The 16,064-nt window shown below is 59.8% G+C and carries 12 protein-coding genes and 2 tRNA genes; 6 read left to right on the forward strand and 8 right to left on the reverse strand.

Annotation, left to right across the window (positions count from 1 at the left end; translation table 11 throughout):
* On the forward strand, nt 1-2,926 hold a 2,926-nt coding region (locus OQK_RS28850; RefSeq protein ID WP_016771934.1), incomplete at its 5' end, for a leucine-rich repeat domain-containing protein.
* Nucleotides 2,927-2,952: 26 nt separating this feature from the next.
* Complete coding sequence (locus OQK_RS31080) at nt 2,953-3,873, forward strand: NEL domain-containing protein (RefSeq protein WP_238537158.1); 921 nt, start codon at nt 2,953-2,955, stop codon at nt 3,871-3,873.
* Between the two features lie 38 nt (nt 3,874-3,911).
* On the opposite strand, the gene dnaB is transcribed toward OQK_RS31080, so the two are convergent.
* From dnaB to rnr, 7 genes are all read right to left on the reverse strand, one after another.
* Nucleotides 3,912-5,309, reverse strand: a complete 1,398-nt coding sequence (gene dnaB / locus OQK_RS08115) for a replicative DNA helicase (protein ID WP_016771936.1) — start codon at nt 5,307-5,309, stop codon at nt 3,912-3,914.
* A gap of 119 nt (nt 5,310-5,428) precedes the next feature.
* Nucleotides 5,429-5,875, reverse strand: a complete 447-nt coding sequence (gene rplI / locus OQK_RS08120; RefSeq protein WP_003221136.1) for a 50S ribosomal protein L9 — start codon at nt 5,873-5,875, stop codon at nt 5,429-5,431.
* An 18-nt stretch (nt 5,876-5,893) separates the two neighbouring features.
* Nucleotides 5,894-6,787 carry a hypothetical protein gene (locus OQK_RS08125; protein WP_016771937.1) on the reverse strand — a complete coding sequence of 298 codons (894 nt, stop codon included), beginning with the start codon at nt 6,785-6,787 and terminating at the stop codon, nt 5,894-5,896.
* A gap of 36 nt (nt 6,788-6,823) precedes the next feature.
* Nucleotides 6,824-7,054 (reverse strand): 30S ribosomal protein S18, encoded by a 231-nt coding sequence (rpsR, locus tag OQK_RS08130; protein ID WP_002551829.1) that lies wholly within the window; start codon nt 7,052-7,054, stop codon nt 6,824-6,826.
* 29 nt (nt 7,055-7,083) lie between these two features.
* Complete coding sequence (gene rpsF / locus OQK_RS08135; protein WP_016771938.1) at nt 7,084-7,506, reverse strand: 30S ribosomal protein S6; 423 nt, start codon at nt 7,504-7,506, stop codon at nt 7,084-7,086.
* 305 nt (nt 7,507-7,811) lie between these two features.
* Nucleotides 7,812-8,576: a 23S rRNA (guanosine(2251)-2'-O)-methyltransferase RlmB gene (rlmB, locus tag OQK_RS08140; protein WP_016771939.1), complete on the reverse strand. Its 765-nt coding sequence runs from the start codon at nt 8,574-8,576 to the stop codon at nt 7,812-7,814.
* Complete coding sequence (gene rnr, locus OQK_RS08145) at nt 8,573-11,203, reverse strand: ribonuclease R (protein WP_016771940.1); 2,631 nt, start codon at nt 11,201-11,203, stop codon at nt 8,573-8,575. The genes rlmB and rnr overlap by 4 nt, the downstream gene beginning before the upstream one ends.
* A 224-nt stretch (nt 11,204-11,427) precedes the next feature.
* Here rnr and OQK_RS08150 point away from each other — a divergent pair.
* The 4 genes from OQK_RS08150 (at nt 11,428) to OQK_RS08165 (ending at nt 14,542) form a co-directional block, all read left to right on the forward strand.
* Nucleotides 11,428-11,514: transfer RNA gene (locus OQK_RS08150), tRNA-Leu, on the forward strand.
* 180 nt (nt 11,515-11,694) lie between these two features.
* Nucleotides 11,695-11,781, forward strand: a tRNA-Leu gene (locus OQK_RS08155).
* A 185-nt stretch (nt 11,782-11,966) separates the two neighbouring features.
* Nucleotides 11,967-12,977, forward strand: a complete 1,011-nt coding sequence (locus tag OQK_RS08160) for an extracellular solute-binding protein (protein WP_016771941.1) — start codon at nt 11,967-11,969, stop codon at nt 12,975-12,977.
* Nucleotides 12,977-14,542 carry an ABC transporter permease gene (locus OQK_RS08165; protein WP_016771942.1) on the forward strand — a complete coding sequence of 522 codons (1,566 nt, stop codon included), beginning with the start codon at nt 12,977-12,979 and terminating at the stop codon, nt 14,540-14,542. Before OQK_RS08160 ends, OQK_RS08165 begins: the two co-directional genes overlap by 1 nt.
* Before the next feature lie 80 nt (nt 14,543-14,622).
* Here OQK_RS08165 and OQK_RS08170 read toward each other — a convergent pair.
* A partial coding sequence (locus OQK_RS08170; protein WP_038860734.1) for a methyl-accepting chemotaxis protein occupies nt 14,623-16,064 on the reverse strand: 1,442 nt, incomplete at its 5' end.

Below are 16,064 nucleotides of genomic sequence, written 5' to 3' on the forward strand. Positions count from 1 at the left end.
GTTCGATGCCGATCAGGGCTGGCAGGGCATCGTGGTCGGCGGGGCCGGCGGGATGCAGCGCGGCAGTGCCGACCAACCTGCTTCACCGGGGCTGCGCGAGCGGCTCAATGCTGCGGTCAACCGACTGCGAACGCCCCAGTCGCGACTGCGAAAACTCTATCCATCTCTGGACAGCGAGCAAATCCGCACGCTGCTGCGCACCCAGGGTGACGATGTACCAAGCTTTTTGACGCGCCTCGAGAATGAATACAAGACCCTGAAGCTGGAGCTGGCGACCTGGTTGAAAACCAGTGAGCTGGCCGGCGGGGCGGCCCATCCCTCGGTGGAGCGCGCCGCGCAAGAGATCAAGCGCTGCTGGAAACGTCAGACAGGTACAACGTTGCAACTGGATCTTGGCGACGCCGGCATTGTTCCGCTGTCCGCAGATTTCAGCCATGTACGCACGCTGCACTTGCAGGCGGTCGCCTGGTCGGAGGGGGGCGAAAACTTCCTCAAGGGGTTCACTGCCCTGGAGCGTCTGAAAATCAATGCCTCGGCGCTCGCCAGGCCGCCGGCGAACCTTGCGCAAATGCCAGCCCTCAAGGAGTTGGACCTGCGAGCGAACCACATTGAACTGAGCGACCAGACCGCCAGCGAGCTGGCTTCGCTCAGCCAACTGGAAAAACTCGACCTGTCGGACAACCCGCTGGGCAAGGCCCCGGATTTCAGCGGCATGCCTGAGCTCAAGTCCGTGGGTCTGCGCAATGCACAACTGGATGACTGGCCAACCGGATTGCAGCATCAATTGGCGATGGAGTCGCTCGATCTGCGCAATAACCGATTGCGTGAAATTCCGCAGACAGTCATCAGCCCGGCGAGTGATCAATTGCTCGCCATAGCCAACATCAACCGCATCACCCTGATCGAAGGCAACCCCTTTGCCAGCGGCTATTGGCGGCGGCTGGAAGTCTACTGGCAGCGGGTTACGGCGGAATATCCGGCACTGATCAACAGCGCACGCACAGGTGCATTCCGGATTGATGGCGACATCCCTGAAGTCGCCATGCTGCTGCAGATGTATCCGGACAAAACGCCACAAACCGCCCGGGAATACCTGATTGGCCTGGGGGACAGTGCAGAAGCCACGATCAGCCAGCGTTTCGCAGAGTTCAAGGCGCTCGATGCGCAACTGCTGGCCTACGTCGCCGACAGCCAGCCGGGAACATCCAGCGTGGCCGGCCGGGAAAAGGCTCGGGCAGAACACATTGCCCGGATCATCAAGGACTGCTGGCTCCAGCAATCGCCGCACCTTGCGCTGCCACCACTGAAAGGACAGCTACCACCACTGACTGCCGACTTCAGTCGGTTGACGTTGCTCACTCTTGATAGCGTAGTCTGGTCCGACACTGCCGACACGTTCCTGTCGCGGTTGCCGAATCTGGAGAACGTGACGATCAGCCATTGCGGTCTGGAAAAATTGCCCGCAGAGATCAGCGCGATGAGCCGGCTCACCCACCTGAATCTGACCTCAAACCAGATAAAACTCGATGAGAACAGCGCTGGTGCATTGAGTGCATTGCATCAGTTGGTCAGCATCGACCTGTCGAACAACCCACTCCAGATGCTGCCCGATTTCAGTGCGATGTCCGGGCTGCAGACACTGGGCCTGAAGAACACCGGCATCAGTGAGTGGCCCATCGGCCTGGCTGACAAGATCACCTTGACCGGCCTCGACCTCAGCAACAATAAACTGCGCGAAGTCCCCGACGCACACATCAACCCGCCAGCCGATCAATTGGCTGTGGTCGCGCGGATCAACAACCACACGCTGCTTGAAGGCAATGACTTCCCTTCGCCTTACTGGAGGAAGTTCGATCGCTACTGGCGAAAACTCAACGAACTGCATCCGCAGTTGATGACTCCGGCCCACCCCGCTGTATTCGACAGTGAGAACTCGCGCGCGCAGCGCTACCGAAAACTGTTTCCGAGCAAAAGCATCAAGGAATGCCGGGAGTTTATCTGGAACCATGACAAGGCCACTGTCGCGACCAGGCTGTTGGAGCTCGAGCAGGATTTCGCCGTGTTGAAAAACCAGCTGGATAACTGGGTTTTTTCGGGAGGCAGCAATCCTCTGCGCTATATCCGCGTCAATCAGTTGCAGATCAACACCCAAACCCGCAATGAGCGCATCGAGGCACGGGATCGGATCATCAGTTGCTGGCGACGTGAAACGCCGCAGAAACACGCCTTCGACGGCACGCCGATAGGTCTGGAACTGGATTTGAGCGGCCTCACGTTGCCGACCCTGCCGGATCTGAATACCGACTTCAGCCATGTCGGCTCGCTCAAACTCAACAACATGAATCTCACCGAATCCCCGGAAGGTTTTCTGACCCGCTTCCGCCATCTGCGCTGGCTGAACATGGCCAACAATCGTCTCAGGGATCTCCCGCCGGCCATCGGCGAAATGCACGGGATGACCCGTCTGTTCCTGCAGGGGAATCAACTCGAACTGACCGCCGAGACCGCGCAGATACTGGCCGGAAGAACGACCTTGAGGGCCTTGTGGATACACGACAACCCGCACTTGAACGTGAGCCCGGATTTCAGCGCGATCACTGATATCCGCGAAGTCGACATGTCAAACACCGGCATCGGAAGCTGGCCAGCCGGACTGTTCGACCAGCCCCTGTTGGGCAGGATACTTCTGAACAACAACCGGATCACGAACCTGCCCAGCTTTGTCGTCGCACCGGCAGCGGATCGCCTGAGGCATTCGATTCAGGTCAACAGCGGCACTCAGATAAGCGATAACCCCCTGAACGAATACACTCGAGAACGCCTGGCCGGCTACAGTGAGCGGCTGCGCCACTCCGCAACATCGCTTTACAATCCTCTGAACCTGCTGACCACTTCTGCCCCGCAGCCCGCCCACAGCCGGCGCTGATGAACGCTGCGTCGGCCTATCCGCAGTTGACCATCGGTATGACGGCAACCGAGGCGACGAAACGCACCGCGCAGCTGGACAGACTGAAAGCACAGGACGGCTCGGATGGCTTTTTCAACATCATTTCCAGACTCGGCCACCACCCCGATTTCCGTCGGCAGGTCTGGGACGTGGTCGATGCCATCAGCGAGAACAACGTGCAATCACGCGCTCTGCGCAGAGATGTGTTCGATCGCGCCTGCGAAGCCGGCTGCACTGACCTTGCCGCCGCCACGTTTACTGACCTGCAAGTGCTGACCATGACGCATACGGCCAAAGTGCAGGCAAGGCAAGACGGGGATGGCACTCGCCTGGTGGATCTGTCCAGAAGTCTGTTCAGGCTAAGGCAGGTCGATGAACTGGCCGCAGCAGATATCGCTGCGAGCAGGACAATCGCCAACGATCCACAGGCTCCAGCGCGTGAGCGCAATACCCAGCGCCTGCGCCTGAGCGACCCGCATGAAATGACCATGGCCTACCGCTTTGGCCTCAAGGATCGGCTGCAGTTGCCGTTTCAGCCGCAGACCCTGTCCTTTATCGGCATGGCCGGCGTCACACCGCCCATGCTGGAGGTCGCCTACCGCAAAGTCATCGCCTTGAACGGCTCCCCCGAAGAATTTCAGGCTCTGGTATCGATGGAATTCTGGCAGGACTTCATCACGCACAAATATCCGTCCCGGTTCGACGCCGCACGTCAACCTTATCAACAGAGACAGGCGGCACTGGACGAGCAATTCGCGAAAAAAGTACTGACCCGGGCCGAATACGACGCGCAAACCAATGACGTCACTGCACAGTTGGCCATTAGCGAAGCGATCCTGATCCAGTCACTGACGCGCGAGGAAATTCGCCCCGGTGAGGCAGTTGAAAAGCCTGCCAGCAGCGAGACGGCAGTTTCGGCCGATTGAAGCAGGCCACGACAGCAGCCGGATGATCCGGCCTGCTGTCATTCGTCGTCGTCGAAGTTGTAACTGCCCGGTGCGAGGTTTTCGAAGCGCGTGTATTTACCGATGAACGCCAGCCGAATGAAACCGATCGGGCCGTTACGCTGCTTGCCGATGATGATTTCGGCGATGCCCTTGTGCTCGGTTTCCGGGTGATACACCTCGTCGCGGTAAACGAACATGATTACGTCGGCGTCCTGCTCGATCGCTCCGGATTCCCGCAAGTCGGAGTTCACCGGGCGTTTGTTCGGGCGCTGTTCGAGGGAACGGTTGAGCTGCGACAGCGCCACTACCGGACAGTTGAATTCCTTGGCCAGGGCTTTCAGGGATCGCGAGATCTCGGAAATCTCGTTGGTGCGGTTGTCACCGCTGGACCCGGGAATCTGCATCAGTTGCAGGTAGTCGATCATGATCAGGCCGACATCGCCGTGCTCACGCACCAGACGACGAGTGCGCGCGCGCATTTCCGACGGGCTGATGCCGGCGGTGTCATCGATGAACAGTTTGCGGTCGTTGAGCAGATTGACCGCCGACGTCAGGCGCGGCCAGTCGTCGTCTTCGAGTTGGCCGGAACGCACTTTGGTCTGATCGATTCGGCCGAGCGAAGACAGCATACGCATGATCAGCGATTCGCCTGGCATCTCGAGCGAGTAAACCAGCACCGCTTTTTCGCTGCGCAACACGGCGTTTTCCACCAGGTTCATCGCGAAGGTGGTTTTACCCATCGACGGTCGGCCGGCGACAATGATCAGGTCGGACGGCTGCAAGCCGCTGGTCTTCTCATCGAGGTCGGTGTAACCCGTAGACAGACCGGTGATCGCGTCGGCGGTGTTGAACAACGTGTCGATGCGGTCGATGGCCTTGGTCAGCAGCTCATTGACGCCGACCGGGCCGCCGGTCTTGGGCCGCGCTTCGGCGATCTGGAAGATCTGCCGTTCGGCTTCGTCGAGGATTTCTTCAGCGGTGCGACCTTCCGGGTTGAAGGCGCTGTCTGCAATCTCGGTGCTGATGCCGATCAGTTGGCGCAACGTCGCACGCTGGCGGACGATCTGCGCATAGGCCTTGATGTTGGCGACGGACGGGGTGTTTTTTGCCAGTTCGCCAAGATAACCGAGGCCGCCGACTTGCGACGTCTGGCCTTCCTTGTCGAGTTGTTCGGCAAGGGTCACGACGTCGATCGGCGAGTTCTGATCGGCCAGTTTGGCGATCGCGCGGAAGATCAGGCGGTGGTCATGTCGATAGAAATCGCCGTCGGAGACTTGATCGAGCACGCGTTCCCAGGCGTTGTTGTCCAGCATCAGACCACCGAGTACGGCCTGTTCAGCCTCGATGGAATGCGGCGGCACCTTCAGGGCAGCGGTTTGCAGATCGTATTGCTCGGGAGCGGAGATATCGTTCATGGCCACTTGAGTATTAGTGAAAAGCAGGGAATTCAGAAAGACAAAGGGCACGACCTGTAAACAGGATCGTGCCCGATGTTAACCGCCTGACGGACAAGCCGCCAGCCGATCCGTGTCGCTTAAGCTGCTACCACGACAACGCGTACGGTGGCTTCAACTTCGGCGTGCAGGTGCACGGCCACGTCGAATTCACCCACGTTGCGGATGGTGCCGTTCGGCAGACGAACTTCGCTCTTCTGCACTTCAACGCCGGAGGCGGTCAGTGCGTCAGCGATGTCGTGAGTACCGATCGAACCGAACAGCTTGCCTTCGTCGCCAGCGGTGGCAGTGATGGTCACTTCCAGCTCGGCCAGTTGGGCAGCACGGCTTTCAGCCGATGCCTTACGGTCTGCGGCGGCTTTTTCCAGCTCGGCGCGACGCTCTTCGAACGCAGCCAGGTTGGCAGCGGTCGCAGCGGTAGCCTTGCCGAAAGGCAGCAGGTAGTTACGGCCGTAACCGGCCTTAACGTTTACTTTGTCGCCCAGGTTGCCCAGGTTGGCGATTTTTTCCAGAAGGATCAGTTGCATGTGAAAATCCTCTAACTTTTAACCTTCACCGTTCGCGCTGTCGGTGTCTTTCGACACGTGACGACCGCGAAAATCAATCAGGCTGTCGACAATGGCCAGAACCACGAGCAACGGATAGATCAGCTGCATGAACAACAGCAGCGTGACGTACAACCCCACCAGCCAGAAACCGGCCAATCGCTTCTGCCCGACCAGCCCGTGAATCAGGGCCAGCCCGGCGAACACCAGCGGTACACTGCACAACGGCGTCAACATGGCCATCTGTGCACCGAGATTCGGGCCCAGAAGCATCAACGCCAGCAGTAACATCGCCGGCCCCAGCGGGATGCGGATGGCGCGAAACTCGCGACCGAAACCACCCGGGTTGTACAACAACGCCTGCCAATGCCGCCCGACAATCAGGCTCAGCACGCTGACGATCTGCAACAAGGCCGCAATCAGTCCGGTCAGGACCGGTGCAATCAGGGACGCGAAACGCGCTTGCTCATCAACCGACAATTGCTTGTAGGTCTCACCAAGAAGCGCCGGCATGACCTTTATGAGGGCCTGCGCGAGCATCTCGATCTGGGCCGCAAACGCGACCCCGAGCACCACTGAAAACACCACTCCGATCACTACGCTGACCAGCAGCGTGCGGACCCAGGATTCGCTTGCGCGCAAAACCAACGCAAGCCCCGAAGACCCCAGCAGCACCAGAAGTGCCCGTGGGTCATCGGCATACAGCCACCAGATCAATGCCGGCAGCAGTCCCAGTGACAGAACGCCCAGGGCGTCCGTCAATCCGCGCCGCAGCAGCACAAGGCTCCCGGCGGCAGCACCCAACCAATACAACAACGGCAATGTTGCACATCCGGCCACCACGAGAGTGGCCTGCATTCGGCCTCGCATGATGAACTCAGCTAAGGCGCGCATGCATTCAATCCTTTGCTACTTGTCGACTGCCCGGTCTCAGCGGCCGTGGCTGTCGGTGTAGGCCAGCAGGGCCAGGAAGCGGGCGCGCTTGATAGCGGTGGCCAGCTGACGCTGATAACGAGCTTTGGTACCGGTGATGCGGCTTGGAACGATTTTGCCGGTCTCGGATACGTAGGCTTTCAGAGTGTTGAGATCTTTGTAATCGATCTCTTTCACGTCTTCAGCGGTGAAGCGGCAGAATTTACGACGACGGAAGAAACGTGCCATTTGATAGGCTCCTTAATAAGGTCCGTGGATTACTCGTCAGCGTTATCGCTGTTGTCGCTGTCATCACTGTCGGTGCCTTCGGCGCCTTCGTGCTCAGGACGGTCGCGACGCTCACGGCGCTCACTGCGGTTTTCTTCAGCCTTGAGCATCTCGGACTGGCCGGTAACGGCTTCGTCGCGACGGATGACCAGGTTACGGATCACTGCATCGTTGTAGCGGAAGTTGTCTTCCAGCTCGGCCAGGGCCTTGCCAGTGCACTCAACGTTCAGCATCACGTAGTGAGCCTTGTGAACATTGTTGATTGCGTAGGCCAGTTGACGACGGCCCCAGTCTTCCAGACGGTGGATTTTGCCGCCGTCTTCTTCGATCAGCTTGGTGTAACGCTCAACCATGCCGCCGACTTGCTCGCTCTGATCCGGGTGGACCAGAAAGATGATTTCGTAATGACGCATGAATGCTCCTTACGGGTTGTAGCCTGCCGCTCAAAAACGGTCAGACAAGGAGTGAATGACACTTATGGACTTGCTGGCGCGGGGCACATGCGTGCCTGCCGTCACAGCAAGGGGCGCAATTGTAGAGAAGGGACTGCGGGGGCGCAAGGCAATTGGTGATTATTTGAACAACCACCGATCTTCCAGACACCGTAACCGAATGTGGGAGCGAGCCTGCTCGCGAATGCGGCCTGTCAGGCAACAATGACGTCGACTGACACACCTCTTCGCGAGCAGGCTCGCTCCCACAGTTGATTGCGTGAAGCTTATTTCTTTGCGGCAGCCTTGGCCTTCGCACCGCGCTGGCGCTGGGCTTCGAACAGGCACACGCCAGTGGCGACCGACACGTTGAGGCTACTGACGCTGCCGGCCATCGGCAGATTCACCAGATAGTCGCAATGCTCGCGGGTCAGGCGGCGCATGCCTTTGCCTTCGGCTCCCATGATCAGGATGGTCGGGCCGGTGAGGTCCTGGTCATAAATGCTGACCTCGGCTTCACCTGCGGTGCCGACTACCCACAAACCGCGCTGCTGGAGTTTTTCCAACGTGCGCGCCAGGTTGGTCACGGCCACCAGCGGAATCACTTCCGCGGCGCCGCAGGCGACTTTACGCACCACCGGACTCAGCGTGGCCGACTTGTCCTTCGGCACGATCACTGCCAGCGCACCGGCCGCATCGGCCGAGCGCAGGCAGGCGCCGAGGTTGTGCGGATCGGTCACACCGTCGAGCACCAGCAACAGCGGCGCGCCTTCGGTGCGATCAAGCAACTCGTCGAGCATCGCTTCGCCCCAGACCTGGCTCGGGCTGACTTCCGCGACCACGCCCTGGTGCACGCCTTCAACCCAGGCGTCCATTTCGCGGCGCTCGGCCTGGCCGACCTGAACACGGTTTTCATTGGCCAGCTCGACCAGCGTTTGCACGCGCGGATCGTTGCGGCTTTCCGCCAACCATATCTGCTTGACGCGCTTTGGGTGGTGACGCAGCAACGCTTCTACCGCGTGAACGCCGTAGATTTTTTCCAACTGACTCATGACTTCGCCTTCGGTTTACGCGCCCCGCCACTTTTGGCTGGAGCGGAACCCGCTTTTGGCGGGCCCTTACGGTGTTTGCTCGGCTTGGCTGGCTTGCCGTCGGTCGCTCTGTCAGGCGCCGACCGTCCGGTCTTTCCCCCGGACGCCGCTTTACCACCGTTTTTCGCATCGGCCAGCAGGGCCTTCTTCAATTCACGGCTTTTGCGCAGCTCGGCGTTTTTCGCCACGGCGTCGCTCGGGCGATAGGCTTCGGCGACCTTTTCCTTGGCCGGACGACGGCTGGCGGTTTTCGCTGGAGCCTTTTCTTGCGCAGCCTTGGCAGCAGGCGCAGCGGTTTCGGTGCCACGTTTCTTGCGACCAATCGGCGCGCTGATGGTTTTCTCAGCCATCTCGAAGTCGATCTTGCGCTCATCGAGGTCGACGCGCATGACGCGTACTTCAACGGTGTCGCCAAGACGGAAACTGCGACCGGTGCGCTCGCCCGCCAAGCGGTGATGCACAGGATCGAAGTGGTAGTAATCGCCCGGCAATGCGGTGACGTGCACCAGGCCTTCGACGTAGATATCGGTCAGTTCGACGAACAGACCAAAACCGGTCACTGCGGTGATCACGCCCGGGAACGACTCGCCAACGCGATCCTTCATGAACTCGCACTTGAGCCAGTTCACCACGTCGCGGGTCGCTTCGTCGGCACGGCGCTCGCTCATCGAGCACTGCTCGCCAAGCTGCTCCAGCGCCGCTTCGTCGTACGGATAGATACGCGCTTTCGGAATGGTCATCGCCCCGGCACGACGAACGTGCGGGGTGTCTTGTTTCGAATGGATCACGCTGCGGATCGCACGGTGCGTTAGCAGGTCCGGATAACGACGGATCGGCGAGGTGAAGTGGGTATAGGCTTCGTAATTCAGGCCGAAGTGCCCGTCGTTTTCAGCGCTGTACACCGCTTGGCTCAATGAGCGCAGCATCACAGTCTGGATCAGGTGGAAATCCGGACGATCCTTGATGCTCGCGAGCAAAGCCTGATAATCCTTCGGCGACGGACCGTCCTTGCCTTTGTGCAGGGACAGGCCGAGCTCACCGAGGAACGCGCGCAGTTTTTCCAGACGCTCTGGCGGCGGACCGGCGTGAACACGATACAGCGCAGGAATTTCGTGCTTCTTGAGGAATTCGGCAGTGGCCACGTTGGCGGCCAGCATGCACTCCTCGATCAGCTTGTGCGCATCGTTGCGCACGGTCGGACGGATTTCGGCGATCTTGCGCTCGGAGCCGAAGATGATCCGGGTTTCCTGGGTTTCAAAATCGATCGCGCCACGTACGTGACGGGCGGCCAGCAACACCTTGTACAACGCGTAGAGCTGTTTGAGGTGCGGCACGACGTCGGTGTACTCGCCGCGCAGTTTGCGCGCTTCGGTAGCCTTCGGCGTTTCCAGCATCGCGCTGACCTTGTTGTAGGTCAGACGAGCGTGGGAATGGATCACCGCCTCATAGAAGCAGTAGTCGGTCATTTCGCCGGACTTGGAGATAGTCATCTCGCAAACCATGGCCAGACGATCGACTTGCGGGTTCAGCGAGCACAGGCCGTTGGACAGTTGCTCGGGCAGCATCGGAATCACGCGCTCGGGGAAATACACCGAGTTGCCGCGAACCTGAGCTTCGTTATCCAGCGCCGAGCCGATCTTCACGTAACTGGAAACGTCGGCAATCGCCACGTACAACTTCCAGCCACCGGAGAACAGACGCAACTTGCCCGGTTTGGCTTCGCAATAAACAGCATCGTCGAAGTCGCGAGCATCTTCGCCGTCGATGGTGACGAACGGCAGATGGCGCAAGTCGATGCGCTTCTCTTTGTCTTTTTCTTCAACTTCCGGCTTGAGCTTGGCGGCTTCTTTCACAACCGCTTCAGGCCAGACGTGCGGAATGTCGTAAGTGCGCAGGGCAACATCGATTTCCATGCCCGGCGCCATGTAGTTGCCGACCACTTCGACCACATCGCCTTGCGGCTGGAAGCGCGGCGTTGGCCAGTGGGTGATTTTCACCTCGACGAACTGACCGATCTGCGCATTGGCGTTGCGGCCCGGGGTAACCAGCACTTCCTGCTGGATCTTCGGATTGTCGGCAACGACGAAACCGATGCCGCCTTCTTCGAAGTAGCGGCCGACGATGGTTTCGTGAGCGCGGGATACCACCTCGACGATCACGCCTTCACGGCGACCACGACGGTCGAGACCGGAAACCCGGGCCAGCGCACGGTCACCGTCGAACACCAGACGCATTTGCGCCGGGCTCATGAACAGATCGTCGCTGCCGTCGTCCGGCACCAGGAAGCCGAAACCGTCACGGTGACCACTGATGCGGCCGAGGATCAGGTCGAGCTTGTCGACCGGCGCGTAAGTGCCACGGCGGGTGTAGATCAGTTGAGCGTCGCGCTCCATGGCGCGCAAGCGGCGGCGCAGGGCCTCGATCTGGTCTTCTGTGGTCAGACCAAACTCTTCGACCAGTTGCTCGCGGGCAGCAGGCGAACCCCGATCGGCGAGGTGCGCCAGGATCAGTTCGCGGCTGGGAATAGGGTTTTCGTATTTTTCCGCTTCACGAGCGGCCTCGGGATCGAGGGACTGCCAATCGGCCATTAGAGAGTTTTCACCTTGTCTATATACGGGTTAGTTTGGCATAGGCGCCGGGAAACGGGAAATTTCCGCTTCTATAAGGCTGTGCAAGGCCTTGTATCGACGCTCCGACACCGTTTTGAACGCCGCTGGTAAAAAATTCAGTTTTTTCTGCGGCAGGGGTTTACAGTTAAAAAGACGCTCCGTATAGTGCGCGCCATCGACGACGCACAAGCGCTTTCGATGATGCCCAGGTGGTGAAATTGGTAGACACGCCAGCTTCAGGTGCTGGTGACCTTACGGTCGTGGAAGTTCGAGTCTTCTCCTGGGCACCAATTTCGAGTTTGAGACTAGATCAGTTTCAACACTCACACAAAACCCGCGAAAGCGGGTTTTTTGCATTTGCGGGAAAGCTTTTGCTCACACTGATTTATTAAAACCAAATCAGGGGTTTACAGATCAAAAAGGCCTCCGTATAGTGCGCCACATCAACAGCGGCAACGCTTGCGATGATTGCCCAGATGGTGAAATTGGTAGACACGCCAGCTTCAGGTGCTGGTGACCTTACGGTCGTGGAAGTTCGAGTCTTCTTCTGGGCACCAATTCAAATTCAAGGTTCAGGCCTTGGATTTCACAAAAACCCGCGAAAGCGGGTTTTTGCGTTTCTGGCTTCCTGAATTTCGCCATCTCTACAGGATCGCTAGTCGCCCCACAAGGCGCACTTGAGAAACAATATCGTTTATCATTGTTGCAAGTTTTTGCAATGCGACAGTGAGGAACCCTGCGAATGACGTTTCGAAATACCCTGCGCCGAGGCCTGACCTTCACCCTCCTCGGCCTGGCACTCGCCACTCCCCTCACCCAGGCTGCCGATGCGGTTTCCCTGACTCTCTACAACGGCCAGCACAAGGAGGTCGGCGACGCGATTGCCAAGGCTTTCGAAGCCAAGACTGGCATCCACGTCAACGTGCGCAAAGGCAGCAGCAACCAGCTCGCGAGCCAGATCATCGAAGAAGGCGACCGCTCGCCCGCCGACGTGATCTACACCGAAGAGTCGCCGCCGCTGAATAACCTCGGCGAACAGGGTCTGCTGGCCAAGGCCGATGACGCCACCCTAGCGGTTTTGCCGGAAAAATACGTCGCCGCCAACGGTACCTGGATCGGCGTCACCGCCCGCGTACGCGTGGTCGCGTTCAACCCGAAACTGATCGATGAAAAAGACCTGCCGAAATCGGTGATGGAATTCTCCGAGCCGCAGTGGCAAGGCAAGGTCGGCTTCGTTCCGACCAGTGGCGCCTTCCAGGAACAGGCCGTAGCAATCATCAAGCTGCACGGTCGTGACGCCGCCGAAGAATGGCTGACCGGCCTGCGCGCGTTCGGCAAGACCTACAGCAACAACATGGTCGCACTCAAAGCTGTGGAAAACGGCGAAGTCGCTACCGTACTGGTGAACAACTACTACTGGTTCGCCCTGCAACGCGAGAAAGGCAAGCTCGACTCCAAGCTGCATTATTTCACCGGCGGCGACGCTGGCGGCCTGATCACCGTGTCCAGCGCTGCCGTGCTGAAATCCAGCAAACATCCAAAAGAAGCCCAGCAATTCCTCGCCTTCATGGCCAGCGAAGAAGGTCAGCGGGTGATCACTCAGACCACCGCCGAATACCCGCTGCACAAAGGCATGGAATCGGATCGCGGCCTCAAGCCGTTCAGCGAACTGGAAGCGCCGAACGTCACTCCGGCGGATCTGGGCAACGCTGAAGAAGCGCTGGAACTGGAACGCGAAGTTGGCTTGAACTGATGGCAGCATCGTTATCGGCCCCCGCCGCGCGCGGGGGTTACGTGCCACGACGCAAACGGCCGTCGATCTGGCTGGTGCTGCCGGTATTGCTACTGGTGGTCATGAGCCTGCTGCCACTAGCCTATGTTGGACTGAAAGCCTGGCAGGCCGGCTGGGCCGAGGCGCTGCATTTGCTGTGGCGCCCGTATGTGTTCGGCCTGTTGCGCAACACCTTGGCACTGATGGTCGGCGTGACGGTTACCTGCGCCGTGATAGGTCTGTCGCTGGCATGGCTGCTGGAGCGCAGCAATCTGCCGGGGCGGCGGCTATGGGGCGTGATCCTGTGCCTGCCGTTTGCGGTGCCGGCGTTTGTCAGCAGCTTCACCTGGGTCTCGCTCAGCGCGCAATTCGAAGGCCTCGGCGGGGCGATTCTGGTGATGAGCCTGTCGAAGTATCCGCTGATCTTCCTGCCAGTTGCGGCGACCCTGCGCAATCTCGATCCCTCCCTCGAAGAATCCGCCCGCACGTTGGGACAGAATCGCTGGGGCGTGTTTTTCCGCGTCACCCTGCCGCTGCTGTGGCCATCGCTGCTGGCCGGTTCGCTGCTGATTGCCCTGCACATGCTGGTGGAATTCGGCGCGCTGTCGATCATTGGCCTGCAAACCTTCACCACGGCGATCTACCAGCAATTCGAACTGGAATTCAGCAATGCCAACGCCGCGATGCTTTCGGCGGTATTGCTGGCGCTGTGTCTGCTGCTGTTGTGGCTGGAGCTGCGCGTGCGTGGCAAGGGCCGGCATGTGCGCACCGGCCAGGGCGCGGCGCGGCAAGCTGAACAGGTAAAGCTTGGACCGTGGGCGGCGCTCGGTCAGTTGTATTGCCTGTTGCTGGCGATTATCGGCAGCGGCGTTCCGCTGGGCATGTTGGCCTACTGGCTGGCGGTCGGCTCATCGGCGGCGTTCCCCGTAGCTGCGATCACTGAGGCGCTGCTGTCTTCGCTGGCACTGTCGTTGGGCGGCGCGGCGCTGTGTCTGGTGCTGGCCGTTCCGGTCGGACTGCTGGTGGTGCGCTATAAAGGCCAATTGGCAATCTGGGCCGAACGCCTGCCTTATCTGCTGCACGCGCTGCCGGGCCTGGTGATTGCGTTGACGCTGGTGTATTTCGCCCTGCATTACGTGCCGGTGCTGTATCAGACGTCGGGCTTGCTGCTGATCGCCTATGCGCTGCTGTTCCTGCCATTGGCGCAGGCGCCGATCCGTACTGCGCTGAACAAGGCTGCACCGCAGCTGGAAGAAGCCGCGCGGACCTTGGGCGCATCGTCGTTCACCGCGTTTTGCCGGGTGACCTTGCCGATCATTTTCCCGGCACTGGGCGCAGCGTTTGCGCTGGTATTTCTTGATGCGATGAAGGAATTGACGGCAACGTTGCTGCTCAGCCCAACCGGACTCAATACATTGGCGACCGAAGTCTGGGCGCACACGGCGAATGTCGAGTTTGCGGCGGCGGCGCCTTATGCGGCGTTGTTGATTGTGGTCTCGGGGTTGCCGGTTTATCTGCTGACGACGCGGATGTATCTCAGCCGCTAAAAGATCGCAGCCTTCGGCAGCTCCTACATCGGAATTTGCGTTTCCCTGTAGGAGCTGCCGCAGGCTGCGATCTTTTGATCTTAAGCGCGGAATTGTCCCAGGCTGGCTTTCAATTGCGCCGCCAGACCATCCAGCACCTTGCCACTGGCCGTGGTTTCCACCACTGCCTGCGCCGCTTTCTCGGCCTGTGCATGAATCGTTTCGACGCGCCCACGCACTGCCTGTGCACCCTGCGCCTGATGCGCTGCTGCTTGCGTCGCCAGACCGATCGCCGCGTGCACCTGCTCAACCGAAGCCTGCACCGACTGCTGCAACCGCGCACTGTCGCGCAAGACCAGCAAACCTTCGCTGGCCTGCCGTCCGGCCTGACCAATCGCCTCAACCGCCTCACGTGCGCCCTGTTGCAGAGCAACGATGTGCGCTTGAATATCGCCCGTCGAGCTCTGCGTTTTGCTCGCCAGTGCACGCACTTCATCCGCCACCACGGCAAACCCACGCCCGGTTTCACCGGCGCGCGCCGCCTCGATCGCAGCGTTCAATGCCAGCAGGTTAGTCTGTTCGGCGATGCCGTGAATCACCGTCAACACCACCTCGATCTGCTCGCTCTGCTGCGCCAGTCGCTCGATAACCTTCGCCCCGGTATCGACCTGCCCGGCCAGCGCTTCGATCAGGCTACCGACCTTGGCGGAAGTACGAGTGTTCTCATCGGTGGCCTGACGAATATCGACAACCTGCTTGAGCGCCGCCTGCATTGCCTGACTTTCCGACTGCGCCTCGTCTGCCATTTGCGACAGCGCGCGAAGGCTTTCTGCAACTTCATCGCGCTGCATTCCGGCAGCCGCATCGGCGCCAGCGTTGCGCAAAGTCATCGCGCCGATTTCCACGCCAGTGCGCTGAGCGACATCGCCCGCCTCGCGTACGATCGGCTGCAATTTATCCACAAAGCGATTGACCGCCGAAGCCATGTCGCCGATTTCATCCTTGCTGTTGATCTGCACACGCTTGGTCAGATCGCCCTCGCCCGCTGCCAGATCGTCCATCGCCGCATTGAGCATTTTCAGACGATTGACCACTCGATGACCGAGCACCACGGCCAGCAACAGCAGCACGCCGCAACCGACCAGTGCCAAGCCAAGGCCGATACGCCAGCGCAGTGTCGCGGCAGCGTCTTGAACGGTTTGTGCGGTGTTGGCTTTCATTTCGCCAGCGGTGGCTTGCGCCGATTGCAGGCGCGCCTGCATTGCCTTGGCGCTGTCCGCCGCTGCGCCTTTGAGGCTGTCGCCGACCAGTTGATCGCTGCTGGCAATCAGCGCAAGGAAGCGCTTGTCGAGCTCGGCCAGATCGGTTTCCACCGAGGCCGTGGACACACCCATCAGCACTTTGCCGATCTCCACGCCATTGGGATTGATCGAGGCTTCGAGGTAGTAAACCGAAGGATCGTTTTTCGCCGCATCCAGCACTTTATCCAGCGCACGCTCGCCCTGACCTTTTTCCAGCAAGGCCTTGTTGATCGGATTTTCAC

It is taken from the genome of Pseudomonas sp. R62 (assembly GCF_000257605.1).
Lineage (GTDB): Bacteria > Pseudomonadota > Gammaproteobacteria > Pseudomonadales > Pseudomonadaceae > Aquipseudomonas > Aquipseudomonas atacamensis.

What these genes read in the sequence shown, in the direction of transcription:
- rpsF (WP_016771938.1), bottom strand. Translation starts at nt 7,506, where the DNA reads ATGCGTCATTACGAAATCATCTTTCTGGTCCACCCGGATCAGAGCGAG.
- OQK_RS08165 (WP_016771942.1), top strand. Translation starts at nt 12,977, where the DNA reads ATGGCAGCATCGTTATCGGCCCCCGCCGCGCGCGGGGGTTACGTGCCA.
- rnr (WP_016771940.1), bottom strand. Translation starts at nt 11,203, where the DNA reads ATGGCCGATTGGCAGTCCCTCGATCCCGAGGCCGCTCGTGAAGCGGAA.
- rplI (WP_003221136.1), bottom strand. Translation starts at nt 5,875, where the DNA reads ATGCAACTGATCCTTCTGGAAAAAATCGCCAACCTGGGCAACCTGGGC.
- rpsR (WP_002551829.1), bottom strand. Translation starts at nt 7,054, where the DNA reads ATGGCACGTTTCTTCCGTCGTCGTAAATTCTGCCGCTTCACCGCTGAA.
- rlmB (WP_016771939.1), bottom strand. Translation starts at nt 8,576, where the DNA reads ATGAGTCAGTTGGAAAAAATCTACGGCGTTCACGCGGTAGAAGCGTTG.
- OQK_RS08160 (WP_016771941.1), top strand. Translation starts at nt 11,967, where the DNA reads ATGACGTTTCGAAATACCCTGCGCCGAGGCCTGACCTTCACCCTCCTC.
- OQK_RS08125 (WP_016771937.1), bottom strand. Translation starts at nt 6,787, where the DNA reads ATGCGCGCCTTAGCTGAGTTCATCATGCGAGGCCGAATGCAGGCCACT.
- dnaB (WP_016771936.1), bottom strand. Translation starts at nt 5,309, where the DNA reads ATGAACGATATCTCCGCTCCCGAGCAATACGATCTGCAAACCGCTGCC.